General features: G+C 68.8%; 16 protein-coding genes and 1 tRNA gene. 11 read left to right on the top strand and 6 right to left on the bottom strand.

Annotated elements, in window-relative coordinates; genetic code table 11:
* Positions 1-33: 33 nt before the first annotated feature.
* The 3 genes from ACTXPP_RS09585 to ACTXPP_RS09575 form a co-directional block, all read right to left on the bottom strand.
* Positions 34-1,653, bottom strand: a complete 1,620-nt coding sequence (locus ACTXPP_RS09585; protein WP_301495212.1) for an AMP-binding protein — start codon at positions 1,651-1,653, stop codon at positions 34-36.
* Positions 1,654-1,722: 69 nt separating this feature from the next.
* The gene (locus ACTXPP_RS09580) at positions 1,723-3,792 is read right to left on the bottom strand and encodes an ATP-dependent DNA helicase (RefSeq protein ID WP_443341932.1); all 2,070 of its coding nucleotides are present in this window, start codon (positions 3,790-3,792) and stop codon (positions 1,723-1,725) included.
* Between the two features lie 14 nt (positions 3,793-3,806).
* Positions 3,807-5,129, bottom strand: a complete 1,323-nt coding sequence (locus ACTXPP_RS09575; protein WP_301520511.1) for a nicotinate phosphoribosyltransferase — start codon at positions 5,127-5,129, stop codon at positions 3,807-3,809.
* Between the two features lie 84 nt (positions 5,130-5,213).
* On the opposite strand from ACTXPP_RS09575, the gene clpS reads away from it, so the two are divergent.
* The 9 genes from clpS to ACTXPP_RS09530 all read left to right on the top strand — a co-directional run bounded on the left by clpS (position 5,214) and on the right by ACTXPP_RS09530 (position 12,722).
* Positions 5,214-5,537, top strand: a complete 324-nt coding sequence (clpS, locus tag ACTXPP_RS09570) for an ATP-dependent Clp protease adapter ClpS (protein WP_301495206.1) — start codon at positions 5,214-5,216, stop codon at positions 5,535-5,537.
* 15 nt (positions 5,538-5,552) lie between these two features.
* The gene (locus ACTXPP_RS09565) at positions 5,553-6,131 is read left to right on the top strand and encodes a DUF2017 domain-containing protein (RefSeq protein WP_301495203.1); all 579 of its coding nucleotides are present in this window, start codon (positions 5,553-5,555) and stop codon (positions 6,129-6,131) included.
* On the top strand, positions 6,115-7,275 hold the full coding sequence (locus ACTXPP_RS09560; protein ID WP_443341930.1) for a P1 family peptidase: 1,161 nt from the start codon (positions 6,115-6,117) through the stop codon (positions 7,273-7,275). Before ACTXPP_RS09565 ends, ACTXPP_RS09560 begins: the two co-directional genes overlap by 17 nt.
* Positions 7,272-7,922, top strand: coding sequence for a rhomboid family intramembrane serine protease (locus ACTXPP_RS09555; RefSeq protein WP_443341929.1), 651 nt, complete (start codon positions 7,272-7,274; stop codon positions 7,920-7,922). Before ACTXPP_RS09560 ends, ACTXPP_RS09555 begins: the two co-directional genes overlap by 4 nt.
* Positions 7,923-7,946: 24 nt before the next feature.
* Positions 7,947-8,798, top strand: coding sequence for a glutamate racemase (gene murI, locus ACTXPP_RS09550; RefSeq protein ID WP_301495197.1), 852 nt, complete (start codon positions 7,947-7,949; stop codon positions 8,796-8,798).
* A gap of 81 nt (positions 8,799-8,879) precedes the next feature.
* Positions 8,880-9,710 carry an MBL fold metallo-hydrolase gene (locus ACTXPP_RS09545; protein WP_301495195.1) on the top strand — a complete coding sequence of 277 codons (831 nt, stop codon included), beginning with the start codon at positions 8,880-8,882 and terminating at the stop codon, positions 9,708-9,710.
* A gap of 34 nt (positions 9,711-9,744) precedes the next feature.
* Positions 9,745-10,506 (top strand): ribonuclease PH, encoded by a 762-nt coding sequence (gene rph / locus ACTXPP_RS09540; RefSeq protein WP_301495193.1) that lies wholly within the window; start codon positions 9,745-9,747, stop codon positions 10,504-10,506.
* A gap of 44 nt (positions 10,507-10,550) precedes the next feature.
* A complete protein-coding gene (locus ACTXPP_RS09535; RefSeq protein WP_443341957.1) occupies positions 10,551-11,207 on the top strand; it encodes a non-canonical purine NTP pyrophosphatase in 657 nt (218 codons plus the stop codon).
* Between the two features lie 153 nt (positions 11,208-11,360).
* Positions 11,361-12,722 carry an amidohydrolase gene (locus ACTXPP_RS09530; protein WP_443341955.1) on the top strand — a complete coding sequence of 454 codons (1,362 nt, stop codon included), beginning with the start codon at positions 11,361-11,363 and terminating at the stop codon, positions 12,720-12,722.
* A 22-nt stretch (positions 12,723-12,744) separates the two neighbouring features.
* Here the strand turns inward: ACTXPP_RS09530 and ACTXPP_RS09525 are convergent, their stop codons facing one another.
* A complete protein-coding gene (locus tag ACTXPP_RS09525) occupies positions 12,745-13,611 on the bottom strand; it encodes an NAD(P)H-binding protein (protein WP_443341927.1) in 867 nt (288 codons plus the stop codon).
* Positions 13,612-13,747: 136 nt separating this feature from the next.
* On the opposite strand from ACTXPP_RS09525, the gene ACTXPP_RS09520 reads away from it, so the two are divergent.
* Positions 13,748-14,122, top strand: coding sequence for a winged helix-turn-helix transcriptional regulator (locus ACTXPP_RS09520; RefSeq protein ID WP_301495189.1), 375 nt, complete (start codon positions 13,748-13,750; stop codon positions 14,120-14,122).
* Between the two features lie 55 nt (positions 14,123-14,177).
* Here ACTXPP_RS09520 and ACTXPP_RS09515 read toward each other — a convergent pair whose 3' ends face one another.
* Positions 14,178-14,561, bottom strand: a complete 384-nt coding sequence (locus ACTXPP_RS09515) for a DUF3817 domain-containing protein (RefSeq protein ID WP_301495187.1) — start codon at positions 14,559-14,561, stop codon at positions 14,178-14,180.
* On the bottom strand, positions 14,558-15,094 hold the full coding sequence (locus ACTXPP_RS09510; RefSeq protein ID WP_443341925.1) for a hypothetical protein: 537 nt from the start codon (positions 15,092-15,094) through the stop codon (positions 14,558-14,560). Before ACTXPP_RS09510 ends, ACTXPP_RS09515 begins: the two co-directional genes overlap by 4 nt.
* A gap of 76 nt (positions 15,095-15,170) precedes the next feature.
* Here ACTXPP_RS09510 and ACTXPP_RS09505 point away from each other — a divergent pair.
* Positions 15,171-15,252: transfer RNA gene (locus ACTXPP_RS09505), tRNA-Leu, on the top strand.
* Positions 15,253-15,381 lie beyond the last annotated feature (129 nt).

Below are 15,381 nucleotides of genomic sequence, written 5' to 3'. Positions count from 1 at the left end.
GAGTGATGCAGCTGTGGGGATGGGGGAGGGATGTCAGGACGCGCGGAGGTCCCGGCGCAGGATCTTGCCGGTCGCGGACTTCGGGATCTGGTCGATGAACTCGACCGCCCGGATCTTCTTGTAGGGCTCCACCCGTTCGGCGACGTAGGCCATGATGCCCTCGGCGGCACTGTCCGCGTCACCAGCACGAGCACCGGCACCGTCACGATCATCAGCACCGGCACCCTGCCGCACCACGAAGGCCTTCGGCACCTCCACACCGTCGGCATCAACCCAGCCGACCACCGCAGCATCAGCGACACCGGGGTGGGTCAGCAGCAACGCCTCCAACTCCGCCGGTGGCACCTGGTAGCCGTTGTACTTGATCAACTCCTTGAGACGGTCCACCACGTACACCTCGCCGTGGGAGCCCTGTCGGGCCAGGTCCCCGGTGCGCAGCCAACCGTCGCCGGGAAGTACCTCGGCGGTGGCGTCCGGTGCGTTCAGGTAGCCACCCATCACCTGCGGCCCACGCACCCACAGTTCACCGGGGGCGCTGAGCTCCCCGGGGGTGGGCGGCACATCGATGACCTCGCCGGACTCCGGGTCCACGAGCTTGTGTTCGGTGTTCGCCACCGGCAGCCCGATCGAGCCGCGGGAGAGGTTGCCGGGAGTGCCGGCATGGTTGAGGTGGGTCACCGGGCTGGTCTCGGTCAGCCCGTAACCCTGGTAGACCTCCACACCGAGGCGCTCGGTGACCAGTGCGGCGAGGTCGGCGTCCAACGTCGCCGCCCCGGAGAACAGCCCACGCAGCGTGGACAGGTCGAACTCGTCGACCGCCGGATGCTTGGCCAGAGCCACCGCCACCGGCGGGGCGATGAAGGTGAAGGTGACTCCGTGGGCCTGGTGGCTGCGCAGGAAGGTGTTGAGTTCGAACCGTGGTGCGGTCACCAGCCGGGCACGCAGCCGCACCGGCAGGTTCGCCAGCACGGTCAACCCGTAGATGTGGAGGAACGGCAGCACACCGAAGACCACGTCGTCGCGGGAGACCACGCCGGCGTCCTCGACCTGGGCCATGTTGGCCACCAGGTTGCGGTGGGTCAGCTGCACGCCCTTGGGCAGTCCGGTGGTGCCGGAGGAGAACGGCAGGGCAGCGACCTGGGTGGCCGGGTCGAAGTCGACCGTCGGCGGGTTGTTGCGCTCGGCGAGCATCTGGTTCAGACCCCGCGAGGTGTCGAGCTGCACCAGCCGGTCGGTGCCCAACCCGGCCAGTTCCACGGCCTCTTCACCGCCGTCACCCAGCCCGGCGAGGGTCAGCAGGGTGCCGGCCCGGGACTCCCGGATCTGCTCCGCGACGGTCGACGGGGTGGCCAGCAGGGGGACGGGTGCGAGGATGGCCCCGAGTCGCCAGACGGCGTGGGCGGCGACGATGAACTCGACGGAGTTCGGGCAGTGCAGCGCCACCACGTCGTTCTTGGCCACACCGTGTCGTGACAGCCAGCCGGCGGCGGAGTCGACGTGGCTGCGCAGGGTGGCGAAAGACGTCTCGGTGCCCCCGGCGAGGTCGACGACGGCGACCCGGTTCTCGTCCGCGGGGGACAGTCCGCCGTACAGGTACTCGTAGAGTCCGACGTCAGGGATCTGGATGTCCGGGCGGTCACTAGGGACGGGCATGTATGGGTCCTCCATGCGTTCGCGGGTCGTCGCGTACTTTCGCATGCCAGCCTACCCGTCAGGACGCACTCAGGACGTACGGAGGCGCCGCAACGCCCCCCGTGCGGTGTCCCCGGTCACCGTCGGCCAGAACTGCGGCATCGAGGCGCGCAGGAAGGATCCGTAACGCTTGGTGACCAGACGTTGGTCGAGTACGGCGACCACCCCGCGGTCGTCGACCGAACGCAGCAGACGTCCGGCACCCTGCGCCATCAACAGTGCGGCGTGGGTGGCGGCGACCTCCATGAAACCGCTGCGCCCGGCGGAGTCGGCGGCTTCCTTGCGGGCCTGCGACAGCGGATCGTCCGGCCGGGGAAAGGGGATCCGGTCGATGACCACCAGGGACAGTGACGGGCCGGGGACGTCCACCCCCTGCCACAGGCTCAGCGTGCCGAAGAGACAGGTCTCGGGTTCGTCGCGGAAGCGGTCGATGAGTGCGCCGAGGGAGTCGTCGCCCTGGCAGAGGATCTCGTAGGGCACCAGGGTGCGCAGTTCGGCGGCGGCGTTCTCCGCGGCGCGGCGGGAGGAGAACAGGCCGAGGGTGCGTCCTCCGGCGGCGGAGACCAGTTGGGCGAGTTCGTCGATGGTGTCCGGTGAGGTGCCCTCGCGTCCGGGTGGGGGCAGGTGGCGGGCGGTGTAGAGGATGCCGTGCGTGGCGGCGTCGAAGGGGGTGCCGACGTCCAGGGTGCGGCAGGCTGAGGCGGCCACGCCCCAGCTGGCGAGCATTGCGGTGAACCGTCCGCCCAGCGCCAGGGTCGCCGAGGTCAGCACGACGGTGGCGGAGGTGAACAGGCGTTGGCGCAGCAGGTCGGCGACGCTCAGGGGGGCGACGTACACCGAGCGTCGGGAGCGGTCGCCGGCCAGCCAGACGACGTCCTCGCCGAGCAGGGACTCGGCGGTCGCCGTGTCCTCGGAGAGGTCGGACGCACCGGACGCACCGGCGTCCCCCTCCGCCGGCGAGGCGTCGAGGATCCGCACCACGGCATCGTGCATCTCCTCACAGGCGGAGACACAGGAGTGGACCTCGGCGGACTTCTCCGGGTCACTCTGCGACCCGCCGGTCATCGAGGTACTGCCGGACAGTCGCGTGCGCGTCTTCCACAGTGCGTCGCGCAGGGCGTGCAGCGGCTCGTCGAGGGCCGCGGGCACGTGCGTCCAGCGTCCTTCCGGGGCGGTACCGGCGGTGACGGATGCTTCGATCGCGGCCGTCCATTCGTCACCGGCAGCGAGGAGTTCGGTGGCGCAGTCGTCCGGCCCGACCTTCTCGCAGCGTCGGGCGAGGATCGCCACGGCCGCCCCGGAGAGCTCCTCGGTGGCCACCGAGGTGATCCGGGACTCCAGTTCGTGGGCCTCGTCAATGATGACCACGTCATGCTCCGGCAGGACGGGCTGGTCGGCCAGGGCGTTGATCGCCAGTAGCGCATGGTTGGTCACCACCAGGTCCGACTCGGCGGCACGCTCCCGGGCGGCCTCGGCGAAGCACTGGTCGCCGAAGGGGCAGCGGGACGCCCCGACACACTCCCGGCTGGTCACGCTGACCTGGCGCCACGCCCGGTCGCTGACCCCCTTGGGCAGGGAGTCACGGTCGCCGTCCTCGGTCTCCTGAGCCCAGTCGTGCAACCGGGCGACCTGGGCGCCGGTGGCGGTGAGCTCGGCGCTGTCGAGCAGGGCGTCCGATGCGTCCTCACCATCGTCACCAGCGTCGCTGCCGAGCGTGCCGGTGCCGCCGACGCGGTTGAGGCACAGGTAGTTGTTGCGACCCTTGAGGATCGCGAAGCTGGGCTCCCGGCCCAGCGAGGACGCCACCGCCCCGGTCACCCGCGGCAGGTCCCGGTCGACGAGCTGGCGTTGCAGGGCCAGGGTAGCAGTCGACACCACCACCCGGTTGCCGGTGGTCACCGCATGACGCAGCGCCGGCACCAGGTAGGCCAGGGACTTGCCGGTGCCGGTGCCGGCCTGGACCGCGAGATGCTTCTGGGTCTCGATGGAGGACGCCACGGCCGTCGCCATGTCGCGCTGCCCGTCGCGCCGGGTGCCGCCGAGGGCGTCGACGGTGTGGTCGAGCAGGTCCAGCGGGTCGGCAGACACATCGGCAGACACAGGGGAGCCGCCGGTCACAGGTTCACGAAACGCACGGTCAGTGCGGGCTCGTCGCGGGACAGGGCCAGGCCCTCCCACGGCAGGGTGACCAGCTGGGCGGCGAGGTGGTCGCGGGACTGGGTCAGGGTCGGCAGGTCGTCGACGATCTCGCCGTCACGCATCAGTGGCACGGTGAGGTCGGTGGCCTGCAGCAGGCCCAGGTCGGGGGCCTGCTCGTCGAAGGGGAAGACGACTTCCTCGACGGCGGTGCCGGTCGCACGGCGGGCACGAAGGGCACGCTTGGCACCACCGTGGCTGGCCTTGTGGCTGCTGCGCTTGGCCACCGGGTGACCGTCGACGGAGGTGAGCTTGTAGACCAGTCCGGCGGTCGGGGCCCCGGAGCCGGTGACCACCGAGGTGCCGGCCCCGTAGGTGTCGACCGGTTCACTGCGCAGCGCGGCGATGGCGAACTCGTCGAGGTCGGAGGAGACCACGATCTTGGTGTCGAAGGCACCCAGACCGTCGAGCTGGGCACGGACCTGCCGGGCGTGCACACCCAGGTCACCGGAGTCGATGCGCACCGCGCCGAGGGCGGTGCCGGCGACCTCGACGGCATTGGCCACACCGGTGGTGATGTCGTAGGTGTCGACCAGCAGTGTGGTGCCGGGGCCCTGGGCGTCGATCTGGGATTTGAAGGCGGCCTTCTCGTCCGCCTGGCCGTCCTCGTCGACGTGCAGCAGGGTCCAGGCGTGGGCGCTGGTGCCGCCGGCGGGGACGCCGAAGCGTGCGGCGGCCTCCAGGTTGGAGGTGGAGTGGAATCCGGCGAGGTAGGCCGCCCGGGCGGCGGCGACGGCGGACTGCTCGTGGGTGCGGCGCGAGCCCATCTCGATGATCGGACGCCCGGCCGCGGCGACGACCATGCGGGCCGCGGCGGAGGCCACCGCCGAGTCGTGGTTGAGGATCGACAGGATGACGGTCTCCAGGATCACCGTCTCGGCGAAGGTGCCACGCACGGTGAGGACCGGGGAGTCCGGGAAGTAGAGCTCACCCTCCCGGTAGCCGTCGATCTGCCCGCTGAAGTGGAAGTTCGCCAGGTAGTCGCGGGTGGTCTCGTCGAGGAAGTTCAGCTCGTCGAGTTCGGCGAGCTGGGCCTCGGAGAAGCGGAAGTCCCGCACGGCGTCGAGGACCCGGGCGGTGCCGGCGACGACACCGTAACGGCGTTCATTGGGCAGTCTGCGGGTGAATACCTCGAAGGAGCACTCACGCTCGGCGGTGCCGTCGCGCAGTGCGGCCTGCAGCATCGTCAGCTCGTACATGTCGGTGAGCAGCGCGGTGGAGGGGCGGGTCTCGTCAATCACCTGAGTCAGTCTAGTGCGTCCCGGTGTGTCGGGGGCCAATGGCGACGGTGCGGCAGCACGGTGAGTGCCGGTACGCTGGGGTCCATGACTTCACCAGCAGCGCCTGCCTCTCCTGCCGCTCCCGCGGTACTCCCCGTGGAAGAGCAGCTCCCGGATACCGCCGCAGAGGCGAATCTGCCGTGGTTGTGTATCTGCTGGGATGATCCGGTGAACCTGATGAGCTACGTGACCTACGTCTTCCAGACGGTGCTGGGCTACTCCCGCAAGAAGGCCACTGAGCTGATGCTGCAGGTCCACAACGACGGTAAGGCCGTGGTCAGTTCCGGGGAACGCGACAAGGTCGAGGGCGACGTCAAGAAGCTGCAGACCGCCGGCCTGTGGGCGACGATGCAGCGCAGCGAGGGATAGGTCAGGAGCAGCGACATGAAACCGTGGGTGAAGAAGAAGAGTCTGGTCCGGGGGATCCGTTTTCTCACGGAGCTGGAGCCGATGGAGCGCGAGATGCTCGGCGACAGTGCCGCGACCGTGGGCGAGCGGCTGATCGGACGGGCACGCTCTGCACCGAAGGACGAGCTGGCGGAGATGACCGGCCTGCCGTCGGGACATACCGACGCTCCCGATGACCCGTCCCTGGCGGCGTTGCTGCCGTCGTTCTTCCGTGACGGTGACGAGGAGGTCGAGGGCGAGTCGGGGGTGTCGCGTCAGTTCAACGAGACCGACATCATCAAGGCCAAGCTGTTGAACCTGCGTGTGGTCGGCGACAAGCTCGGGCCGGACGGTTCGGTGCACGTCAGTTTGACCGAACGTGAGGTGCGCCCGTGGTTGGGTGCCCTGGCCGACATCCGGACGTTCCACAACTCCGAGCTGGAACGGTTCCGGGCCGACCTCGACCCGGAGTCCCGGGAAGTCGCCGCGGCGGAGAACTACCTTGAGTGGCTGGGGTACCACCAGGACAGCCTGCTGACTGCCTTGATGGGGGAGCTCGATGTTCCCGACGAGTGAGCCGGGTCCGGTCAACGGCCTGGCGGACGTCACCGGGATCTTCCTCGGCCATGCCGAGGTGGACAGTTCCGGGATCACCGTGGTGGCCTGCCCGGACGGTGCGGTCGGCGCGGTGGATGTGCGCGGCGGTGGCCCAGGGACCCGCGAGACCGACCTGTTGAAGCCGTCGAATTCGATGGAGTCGGTGCATGCCGTTGCATTGTGCGGTGGCTCAGCCTTCGGGTTGGACGCCGCCGGTGGTGTGATGGCGGGCCTGGAGGCCCGCGGCATCGGGTTCCCGGTGTTCGGCGAGGGGGTGCCGGGCCCGATCGTGCCGATCGTCCCGGCGGCGGTGATCTTCGACCTGCCGGTGGGGGAGGCGTCCTCGCGTCCCTCCGCGGAGACCGGACGCGCCGCGCTGGACGCCGCGCTGGACAGTGCGACGGTCAGTGTGCAGGACGCTGCCGCCGCGCTCGGTAATGTCGGCGCCGGTCACGCCGCGGTCGCCGGGGCGGTCAAGGGCGGATTCGGCGAGGCCAGTTCGGTGATCGCCGGTGAACCGGGCAGCCTGCCCGGGGCCGGGCGGACCGTGGCCGTGGGCCTGGTGGTCAACCCGGTCGGCTCGATCGCCGACCCCTCCGACGGCACACTCTGGTCCGCTGCGGTGGCGCAGGAACACCCCGCTGACCTGGGTGGGGACGGCACAGGCGGGACTCTTCCTGAACCGACCGAAGAAGGCCTGGCGGCGTTCCTGGAGCGCGGGATGGCCGGGATGAAGTTCCCGTCCGGTGCGCCGGAATCGCTCAATACAACCATCGGGGTCGTCGCCACCGACGCTCCGGTGACCAAGGCACAGGCCGAACGCCTGGCCATGGCCGTGCACGACGGTCTGTCGCGTGCGATACGTCCGGCGCACCTGCCGATGGACGGGGACACCGTCTTCGCTCTCGCGCCGTCCGGTGTCCGTACCGGACAGTCCGCCGCGGCGTCCGACAACACAGGGTCCGACAACGCGTCCGACACCGTCGACCAGATGGAACTCGCCGTGCTCAGCGCGGCAGCGGCCACCTGCGCTGAACGCGCGGTCGCGCGGGCTGTCCTCAACGCCGACAGCGCCTTCGGCATCCCCGCCTGGGCCGACATCATCACCGGAGGCACACCATGACCACCAGATCATCTTCCGGTCCCACGGGGGCCGACAGCTCCACGGGCAAGGAGGTCTCCCGGTTCAAGGATCGCGGCCGGGTCAGCCAGGCACTGATCACCACACTGGTCTTCCTGGCGGTGATCTGGATCGTCCAGATCGTCAACGCCCTGTCCGGCTACCGGATGACCAGCCTGGGAATCCACCCACAGGACCTCTCCCGGATCTGGGGCATCCTGCCCGCCCCGTTCATCCACGTGGACCTCGGGCACCTCATCGCCAACACCCCGGCGGTGGCGGTGCTGCTGTTCCTGGTGGCACTGTCCGGGCAGAAGGCGGTGTGGGCGTCGACGACGATGACGATGCTGGTCGCCGGTGCCGGGGTGTTCGCCTTCGGCGGGGAGAACACGGTGCACGTCGGTGCGTCCAGCCTGATCTACGGGTGGGCGGTGTTCCTGGCGATCCGGGGCCTGTTCACCCGTCGCATCCTGGAGATCCTGCTCGGCGTGGTGGTCATCATCGTCTACGCCGGGCTGTTCTGGGGTATCTTCCCCAACCAGCCCGGGGTGAGCTGGCAGGGCCACCTGTTCGGCGCGGTCGGCGGTGGTCTCGCCGCCTGGGGGTCGGGTCGCACCGTGCAGAAGGAACGGGCCAAGACGAGAAGCTGAGCGCACGGACTAGGCTTGTCGGACATGAGCGACGCGAACTCTCCGATCGGCATCTTCGACTCCGGTGTCGGCGGACTCACCGTGGCCCGGTCGATCATCGACCAGCTGCCCGGCGAATCCACCATCTACATCGGCGACACCGCCAACGCCCCCTACGGTGACAAGCCGCTGGCCGTGGTCCGTCAGCTGGCGACGACCATCGCCGATGAACTGGTCGAGCGGGGCTGCAAGATGATCGTCGTGGCCTGCAACTCCGCCTCCGCAGCCTTCATCCGCGATGCCCGCGAGCGCTACCCCATCCCGGTGGTGGAGGTCATCCTGCCGGCGGTGCGCCGTGCCGTCGCCGCCACCCGCAACGGCAAGGTCGGGGTCATCGGCACCCATGCCACGATCACCTCCCAGGCCTACCAGGACCTCTTCAACGCCAGCCCCGATGTCGAGGTGTTCGCCCAGGCCTGCCCGCAGTTCGTCCCCTTCGTCGAACGCGGCATCACCTCCGGCCGTCAGCTGTTGGGGTTGGCGGAGAACTACCTGGAGCCGTTGAAGGACGCCGGGGTGGACACCGTCGTGCTCGGCTGCACCCACTATCCACTGCTCACCGGGGTGATCCAGCTGGTGATGGGGGACGACGTCACCCTGGTCTCCTCGGCGGAGGAGACCGCGAAGATGGTCTACCGGACCCTCTCGGAGCGCGACCTGCTGGCTGAACCCGTCAACCCCGTCAACTCCGGCGAACCCGGCGCTGACCGGGACGGCCGTGACGTCCTGCGCAGCTTCGAGTCGACCGGCGACCCGCAGCGTTTCGCCAACCTGGCGACCCGCTTCCTCGGGCCCTCGGTGGCCGGTGTCGCTCAGATCCCCGACATGATGACCTGATCACACGACCTCACCAGCAGTGATGAAATCCATGCTGGAAGGTAACCCGACCCTGAGGGAGAACGTGAGATAATGGCAAGCATGGACATGACCATTCTGGGATGCTCCGGCAGTCTCGCCGCGCCCGACAACGCAGCCTCCGGCTACCTGTTGCGTATGGCGGACGGTCGCCAGATCCTCATGGACGTCGGGGCGGGGGTCCTCGCCCGGCTCGAGGCACTCGGCGAGCCCGGTGAGGTCGACGTCATCTTCTCCCACCTGCACCCCGACCACTGCTCAGACTTCGGGTCGCTGGTGGTCTGGCAGCGTTTTCACCCGACCTCCCCGGCCCGGCATCGCCACATCCTGCTGGGGCCGTCGATCTCGGCGGTGCACCTGGGGCGTGCCGGTGCCGACCATCCCGACCTGGTCGAGGACTACTCCGACATCCTGGAGATCGGCACCTGGCAGGCACCGGACGCCGAGGCCGTCCCGGTCGCCTTCTCCGATGAGTCCCGAGGCACCGTCTACCCGGAGCACCGCATCGGCGAGACCCGGCTGTACGCCGCACCGGCGGTGCACCCCACCGAGTCCTACATGATCCGGGTGGAGGCAGCCGACGGTACTTCGCTGGTGTACTCCGGTGACACCGCGGCGACCGGGCACCTGGCCGCACTGGCCACCGGGGCGGACGTCCTGCTGTGTGAGGCGACCTGGGGGGAACGCGACGACGGCAACAACCCACCGCAGATGCACCTCTCCGGCGAGGAGGCCGGGCAGGCGGCCGCCGCGGCAGGGGTGGGACGTCTGGTCATCACGCACATCCCGCCGTGGGGGGACGCCGAGGGTGCGCTGCGTGGGGCACGTCGGTTCTTCGACGGCCCGGTCGAGCTGGCCCGGCCCGACATGGTGGTCCCGGTGGCCTCCGTCTGATTGCTGTCCGGGCGGGGCGGTAGGCTGTGGTCCCATGACTGCTTCTGATCCCTTGTTCCGTGCCGACGGCCGCGCCGTCGACCAGCTCCGCGACGTCCGCATCACCCGCGGCTTCACCAGCAACCCGGCCGGCTCCGTGCTCGTCGAGTTCGGCAACACCCGCGTGATGTGCACCGCGAGCGTGTCCGAGGGGGTGCCGCGGTTCAAGCGGGACTCCGGTGAAGGCTGGCTGACCGCCGAGTACGCCATGCTGCCCTCGGCCACCGCCGAGCGCATGCCGCGCGAGGCGATGCGCGGCAAGGTCAAGGGCCGCACCCACGAGATCTCCCGCCTGGTCGGGCGCTCGCTGCGCGCCGCCGTGGACCTGCGCGGCCTGGGGGAGAACACGGTGAACATCGACTGCGATGTGCTGCAGGCCGACGGCGGCACCCGCACCGCCTCGATCACCGGCGCCTACGTGGCCCTGGCGGACGCCCTGGCGGTGCTCAAGGCCCGCGGCGTGGTGCCCGGCCAGCCGTTGCTTCCCCCGGTCGCCGCCGTGAGCGTCGGCATCATCGACGGTGCCGCCTGCCTGGACCTGCCGTACGAGGAGGACAGCCGCGCCGAGGTCGACATGAACGTGGTGATGACCGAGGCGGGCAAGTTCGTGGAGATCCAGGGCACCGGCGAGGAGGCCGAGTTCAGCCGTGCTGAGCTGAACACCATGCTGGACCTGGCCGAGGACGGCCTGAACGACCTGGTCGCCCTGCAGAAGAAGGCCCTGGCCGCGGAGCTGGGCGAGACGGTGTCGCTGTGAGTGCCGCGGTCAACGGCGGAGACGCCAGCGGGGACGCACCGACGCTGAAGGTCCTGGTGGCCTCGCGTAACGCCAAGAAGCTCGCGGAGCTGAACCGTGTGCTGGACGCCGCGGGTGTCGAGGGCATCGAGCTGCTCAGCCTGCGCGATGTCGAGGAGTACCCGGAGACCCCGGAGACCGGCGCGACCTTCGAGGACAATGCGCTGATCAAGGCCCGTGACGGAGTGCGCTATGCCGGGCTGCCGACCGTCGCCGACGACTCCGGCATCTGTGTCGACGCACTCAACGGCATGCCCGGGGTGCTGTCGGCGCGTTGGTCGGGGGGCCACGGTGACGATGAGGCGAACAACCGGCTGCTGTTGGCGCAGACCTCCGATATTCCGGATGAGCGGCGTGGGGCGGCGTTCGTCTCCGCCTGCGCGCTGGCGGTGCCGGCGGAGCTGGCCGGACGCCTCGGTGCGGCGTTCGGTGACGACCCGAAGGCATCACGGACCGAGACCACGGTGCGCGGCACCTGGTCCGGCGAACTGCTGCGCGCGGCGCAGGGGGAGAACGGCTTCGGCTACGACCCGCTGTTCACCCCGGACGAGGAGCCGGGAAAGTCCTCGGCGGAACTGACCCCACAGCGCAAGGATGAACTGTCCCACCGTGGCCGGGCACTGGCCCAACTGGTGCCGCTGCTGGAGGCGCTGCGCGGCTGAGAAGCGGGTAGACGGCAGGTCGCAACTGGTTGCATGGTGGGTTCATCAGGGCATATGACCTGACAGCGACGTAGAGTAGTGGACACTGACTTGTCCCAACATGTACCTACGTGCGTCCGAACTCCGTTGAAAGGATCAGTGACACCCGTGCCCCTGACCGCCCCGCCCGCCGACATCGTCGCCGACTCGGTATTCGATCAGGAGTGGGTGACCGGCCTCTACAAGGACCTCCACCAGCACCCGGAGCTCTCCGGGGCGGAGGAGTGGACGGCGATCAGGATCGGCCTGGAACTGCGTCGTTTCCCGGACTGGGAAGTCACCACCGGCATCGGCGGACACGGCATCACCGCCGTCCTGCGCAACGGGAAGGGCCCCACCGTCCTGTTCCGTGCCGACTTCGACGGGCTGCCCGTCGCCGAGGACACTGGCGTGAATTACGCCTCCACCCACTCCCAGCTGGACTCCACCGGCCAGCGCGTGCCCACCATGCACGCCTGCGGACATGATGCGCACACCTCCAGCGCCTTCGGGGCCCTGTCGATCATCGACAGCACCCGCGACAAGTGGCAGGGCACGGTGGTCTTCCTGTTCCAGCCCGCCGAGGAGTCCTCCATCGGTGCCCACGGCATGGTCACCGACGGGCTGCGGTCGATCATCCCGCGGCCGGATGTCTGCCTGGGCCAGCACGTGGTCCCCGGCCCGGCCGGCCAGGTGCTCAGCGCGCCGGGGCCGGTGCTGACCAGCTCGACGACCCTGGAGATCACCCTGTTCGGACGCGGTGCGCACGCCTCCATGCCGCACCGGGCGGTCGACCCTGTGGTGTTGGCGGCCTCGGTGGTGATGAAACTGCAGACGGTGGTGTCCCGTGAGCTGCCGCCGGGCAAGTTCGCGGTGGTCACCGTGGCGTCGGTGGAGGCCGGAAAGGCCAACAACGTCATCCCGGACACCGCCCGTCTGGCGTTGAGCTGCCGGTTCTACGAGGAGCCGATGCGGGCCCGGGCGTTGGACGCGATCAAACGCATCGTCCGGTCCGAGGCGGCCGCGGCCGGCTGCGAACGCGAGCCGGACTTCAAGTTCCTCGGCCGCCTGGACGCCACCGACAACGACGAGAACGTCTTCTCCCTGGTGCGTCCGCATTTCGACGACTTCTTCGGCGAGGACTCACTCGACATGGAACCGTGGACGGCCTCGGAGGATTTCTCGGTGATCCCGCGGGCATTCGGTGCGCCGTACCTGTTCTGGACGGTGGGGATCACCCCGCGGGCCCAGTGGCGCCGCGCGGACCAGGCCGGACGCCTGGACATCGACATTCCCACCAACCACAACCCGGGGTTCCTTCCGGATCTGTCGACCCTGCCGGTGACCTCGAAGGCGGCGGCGGTGGCGGTGCTGGGGTGCCTGGGGCACCAGTGGCCGGACGCCCCGGCGAACTGGTCGGTGGACACCGGGGTGGCCAATGGGATGGACGCCAAGGCGGTGCGTCGGGCCCGGGTGGAGACCTCTCCGGCGAACTAGGGCCGGGCTGTTTCAGCCGGTCCTACTTCAGCCAGTCGACGAGGGAATCGGCCAGGGGAGTGGTCGGACGACCGATCAGCTCGGACAGTGCGCCCGGGTTCGGGTCCTCCAACTCACCGGCGGCGATGGCGGCATCGGTGCTGACAAGGAAGCCGACCAGTCCCTCCGGCAGACCCGCCTCCGCGAGGATCGCGGCATGCTGCTCACCGGAGACCTCGTTCAGGGCGACCTGGGTTCCGGAGACTTCGGTGATCGCGGCCACCAGGTCCGCCATGGTGAAGGAGGTGTCGCCGCCGAGTTCGTAGGTGCCCGGTGCCGGCTCCTCTGCGGTGAGTACGGTAGCGGCGGCTGCAGCGAGGTCGGCACGGGTGGCGGAGCTGACCCGGCCGTTGCCGGCACTGGAGAGCAAGGTGCCGGTGGACACGGCCTGGGTGACGGTGTCCGTGTAGTTCTCGGTGTACCAGCCGTTGCGCAGCAGGGCGACATCGAGGTTGTCGCTGGTGTCCGCGAGTAGCTTCTCGGTCTCCTGGTGCTCCGGGGCGACGGCGATGATCGAGGCGGTGTCGGTGTGAAGGAAGCTGGTGTAGGCCAGGAAGCTCACACCGGCGGCCTCTGCGGCGTCGATGACGGCCTTGTGCTGGGGGACGCGCTGGCCGATGGCGTTTCCGGAGACCAGCAGGAGACGGTCGACACCGGTGAGGGCGTCGGCGAGGGTGTCAGTCTGGTCGTAGTCGAAAGCGCGGACCTCGATGTCCTTCTCAGCCAGGTCAGTGGCCTTCTGCGGGTCGCGGGCGAGGGCGACGAGATTGCTGGCGTCGGTGCGGGCGAGCAGTGCCTCGGCGACGTGTGCTCCGAACTGTCCGGTGGCTCCGGTGAATGCGATGGTCATGGTCTGGTCCTCTGCTGTGGTGCGTTCTAGGGTACTTACTTTTCGTAAGCACTTACCCAAAGTAAGTCATATGCGATAGGATGTCAACAGTACTGGTCTTGATGATCTTCCGGCTCCGACGAAAGGACGGCCTACGGTGCAACAGCAGCTCGACATCTTCGAGCCTCGATGCCCCTCCCGGGAGGTGCTCCGTCACATCACCGGCAAGTGGGGGCCGATGGTGCTGATCGCCTTGGATGACGGTCTCACCAGGTTCGGTGAACTGCACCGTCGAATCGGCGGGTCGAGTGAACGGATGCTCTCACAGACACTGTCCGCGTTGACCGCCGACGGGGTAGTCACCCGGGACCTCGACGACAATGGCCGTCCCGTCTACGGACTCAGTGCCGAGGGTCGTGCGATCGCCGGACACCTCAGGGGTCTGGGAGATGTGATCTACCGGCTCCTCGATGCCGCCGGCTACGCCCCTCCTGACAAGAAGGACGAGTTCGAGCCGGTTTCGCAGGGCTGACGCCCCGGTATCCCTGGTGCGGGCCAGGATGTCCCCCTCCCCGGCCCGGGCGTTGCTACCGTACTGGATCCTGCAGACCGAAGGTCTCGATGACCTCGGTACGGCGACGCTTCTCCAGCACGAAGGACAGCACCGGGATCACGCCGGCGAGGATGGTGGTGACCCACTTCGTCGGCTCCCAGCGGGCCTTGACGCCCAGGTCCAGGCACATGACGCAGTAGACGATGAAGATCAGACCGTGGATCTGGCCCACCAGTGAGAACCAGCCGGGTTCTGCAATGTCCATCTGCGGGAACACGATGTACTTCAGGATCATCTCGACGCACAGGAACAGCAGGAACACGCCGGTGATGTAGGCCAGGACCGAGTAACGGGTCAGGGCGCCTTTCACGCGGCGGGCGCGGTCGTCGGAGACGGGTGCTGCAGAGGTGTTGCTCATCGGGGGTCCGTGGTTCCTGTTCTGTCTGTGTTGTTGGCGGTGCTGGCGGTACTCCCGCTGCCGGCTTCCCGTGCCTGGCGAGCGGCGCGACGCCGGTCATCGACGAAGGCGGGCGCGGTGCTGGCGGTGCCGCCAGCACCGGTGGAGGCCTTGCCGTCGAGGTGACGGTTGTTGTCCAGCTCGTCCAGGATGTCCTGCGGGATCTCCCGCGGCGCGTCCGCGGTTTTGTCCTTGGCGACCGCGGGCGCCTCCTCACCGAGGACCCGCTCGCGCTCGTACTCCATGTACTTGCGGTAGGCGATGATGAAGAAGGCGCCGAAAGCGGGCCACTGCATGGCGTAACCGAGGTTCTGGAAGGATCCGCCGCCGCTGCTCCAGCGTTCCCACTGCCACCACGCCAGGCCGATCGTCGCCAGGACGGCGAGCGTCAGGAATGACAGCTGGATGACCCGGACGCGCGTGGAGAACGGGTTGGCCTTCTTGGGGTGGGCTTTCTGGGCGGTACCGGTGTCGCCGGTGACATCATCGGGCACGGTCTCAAGGGTACCCCTGGTGGTCGACAGGTTCGAATCCGCTACGATGTCTCTCGCACCCACGAGCGGGGTGTACGCGCCCGTGGCGGAATTGGCAGACGCGCCAGGTTTAGGTCCTGGTGTCTACGGACGTGGGGGTTCAAGTCCCCCCGGGCGCACGATCAACCGGTGCCGGTGTCGCTACGCGTACCCGAATCGGTCGGCCGACTACACGTGAGATGACCGATCCGGGTACGCGTAGCGACAATGACGCATAATGGGGCGGGTGTTTACCGCAGGGGGAGGGC

This window comes from Candidatus Corynebacterium faecigallinarum (assembly GCF_052264515.1).
GTDB classification, from domain to species: Bacteria; Actinomycetota; Actinomycetes; order Mycobacteriales; family Mycobacteriaceae; genus Corynebacterium; species Corynebacterium faecigallinarum.
Note: the sequence above shows the minus strand (reverse complement) of the source record. Positions and strands in the feature narration are given on the sequence as shown.

Coding starts and splice junctions, on each gene's coding strand:
- clpS (WP_301495206.1), top strand. CDS start 5,214: ATGACTTCACCAGCAGCGCCTGCCTCTCCTGCCGCTCCCGCGGTACTC.
- murI (WP_301495197.1), top strand. CDS start 7,947: ATGAGCGACGCGAACTCTCCGATCGGCATCTTCGACTCCGGTGTCGGC.
- ACTXPP_RS09560 (WP_443341930.1), top strand. CDS start 6,115: ATGTTCCCGACGAGTGAGCCGGGTCCGGTCAACGGCCTGGCGGACGTC.
- rph (WP_301495193.1), top strand. CDS start 9,745: ATGACTGCTTCTGATCCCTTGTTCCGTGCCGACGGCCGCGCCGTCGAC.
- ACTXPP_RS09525 (WP_443341927.1), bottom strand. CDS start 13,611: ATGACCATCGCATTCACCGGAGCCACCGGACAGTTCGGAGCACACGTC.
- ACTXPP_RS09555 (WP_443341929.1), top strand. CDS start 7,272: ATGACCACCAGATCATCTTCCGGTCCCACGGGGGCCGACAGCTCCACG.
- ACTXPP_RS09515 (WP_301495187.1), bottom strand. CDS start 14,561: ATGAGCAACACCTCTGCAGCACCCGTCTCCGACGACCGCGCCCGCCGC.
- ACTXPP_RS09585 (WP_301495212.1), bottom strand. CDS start 1,653: ATGCCCGTCCCTAGTGACCGCCCGGACATCCAGATCCCTGACGTCGGA.
- ACTXPP_RS09565 (WP_301495203.1), top strand. CDS start 5,553: ATGAAACCGTGGGTGAAGAAGAAGAGTCTGGTCCGGGGGATCCGTTTT.
- ACTXPP_RS09545 (WP_301495195.1), top strand. CDS start 8,880: ATGGACATGACCATTCTGGGATGCTCCGGCAGTCTCGCCGCGCCCGAC.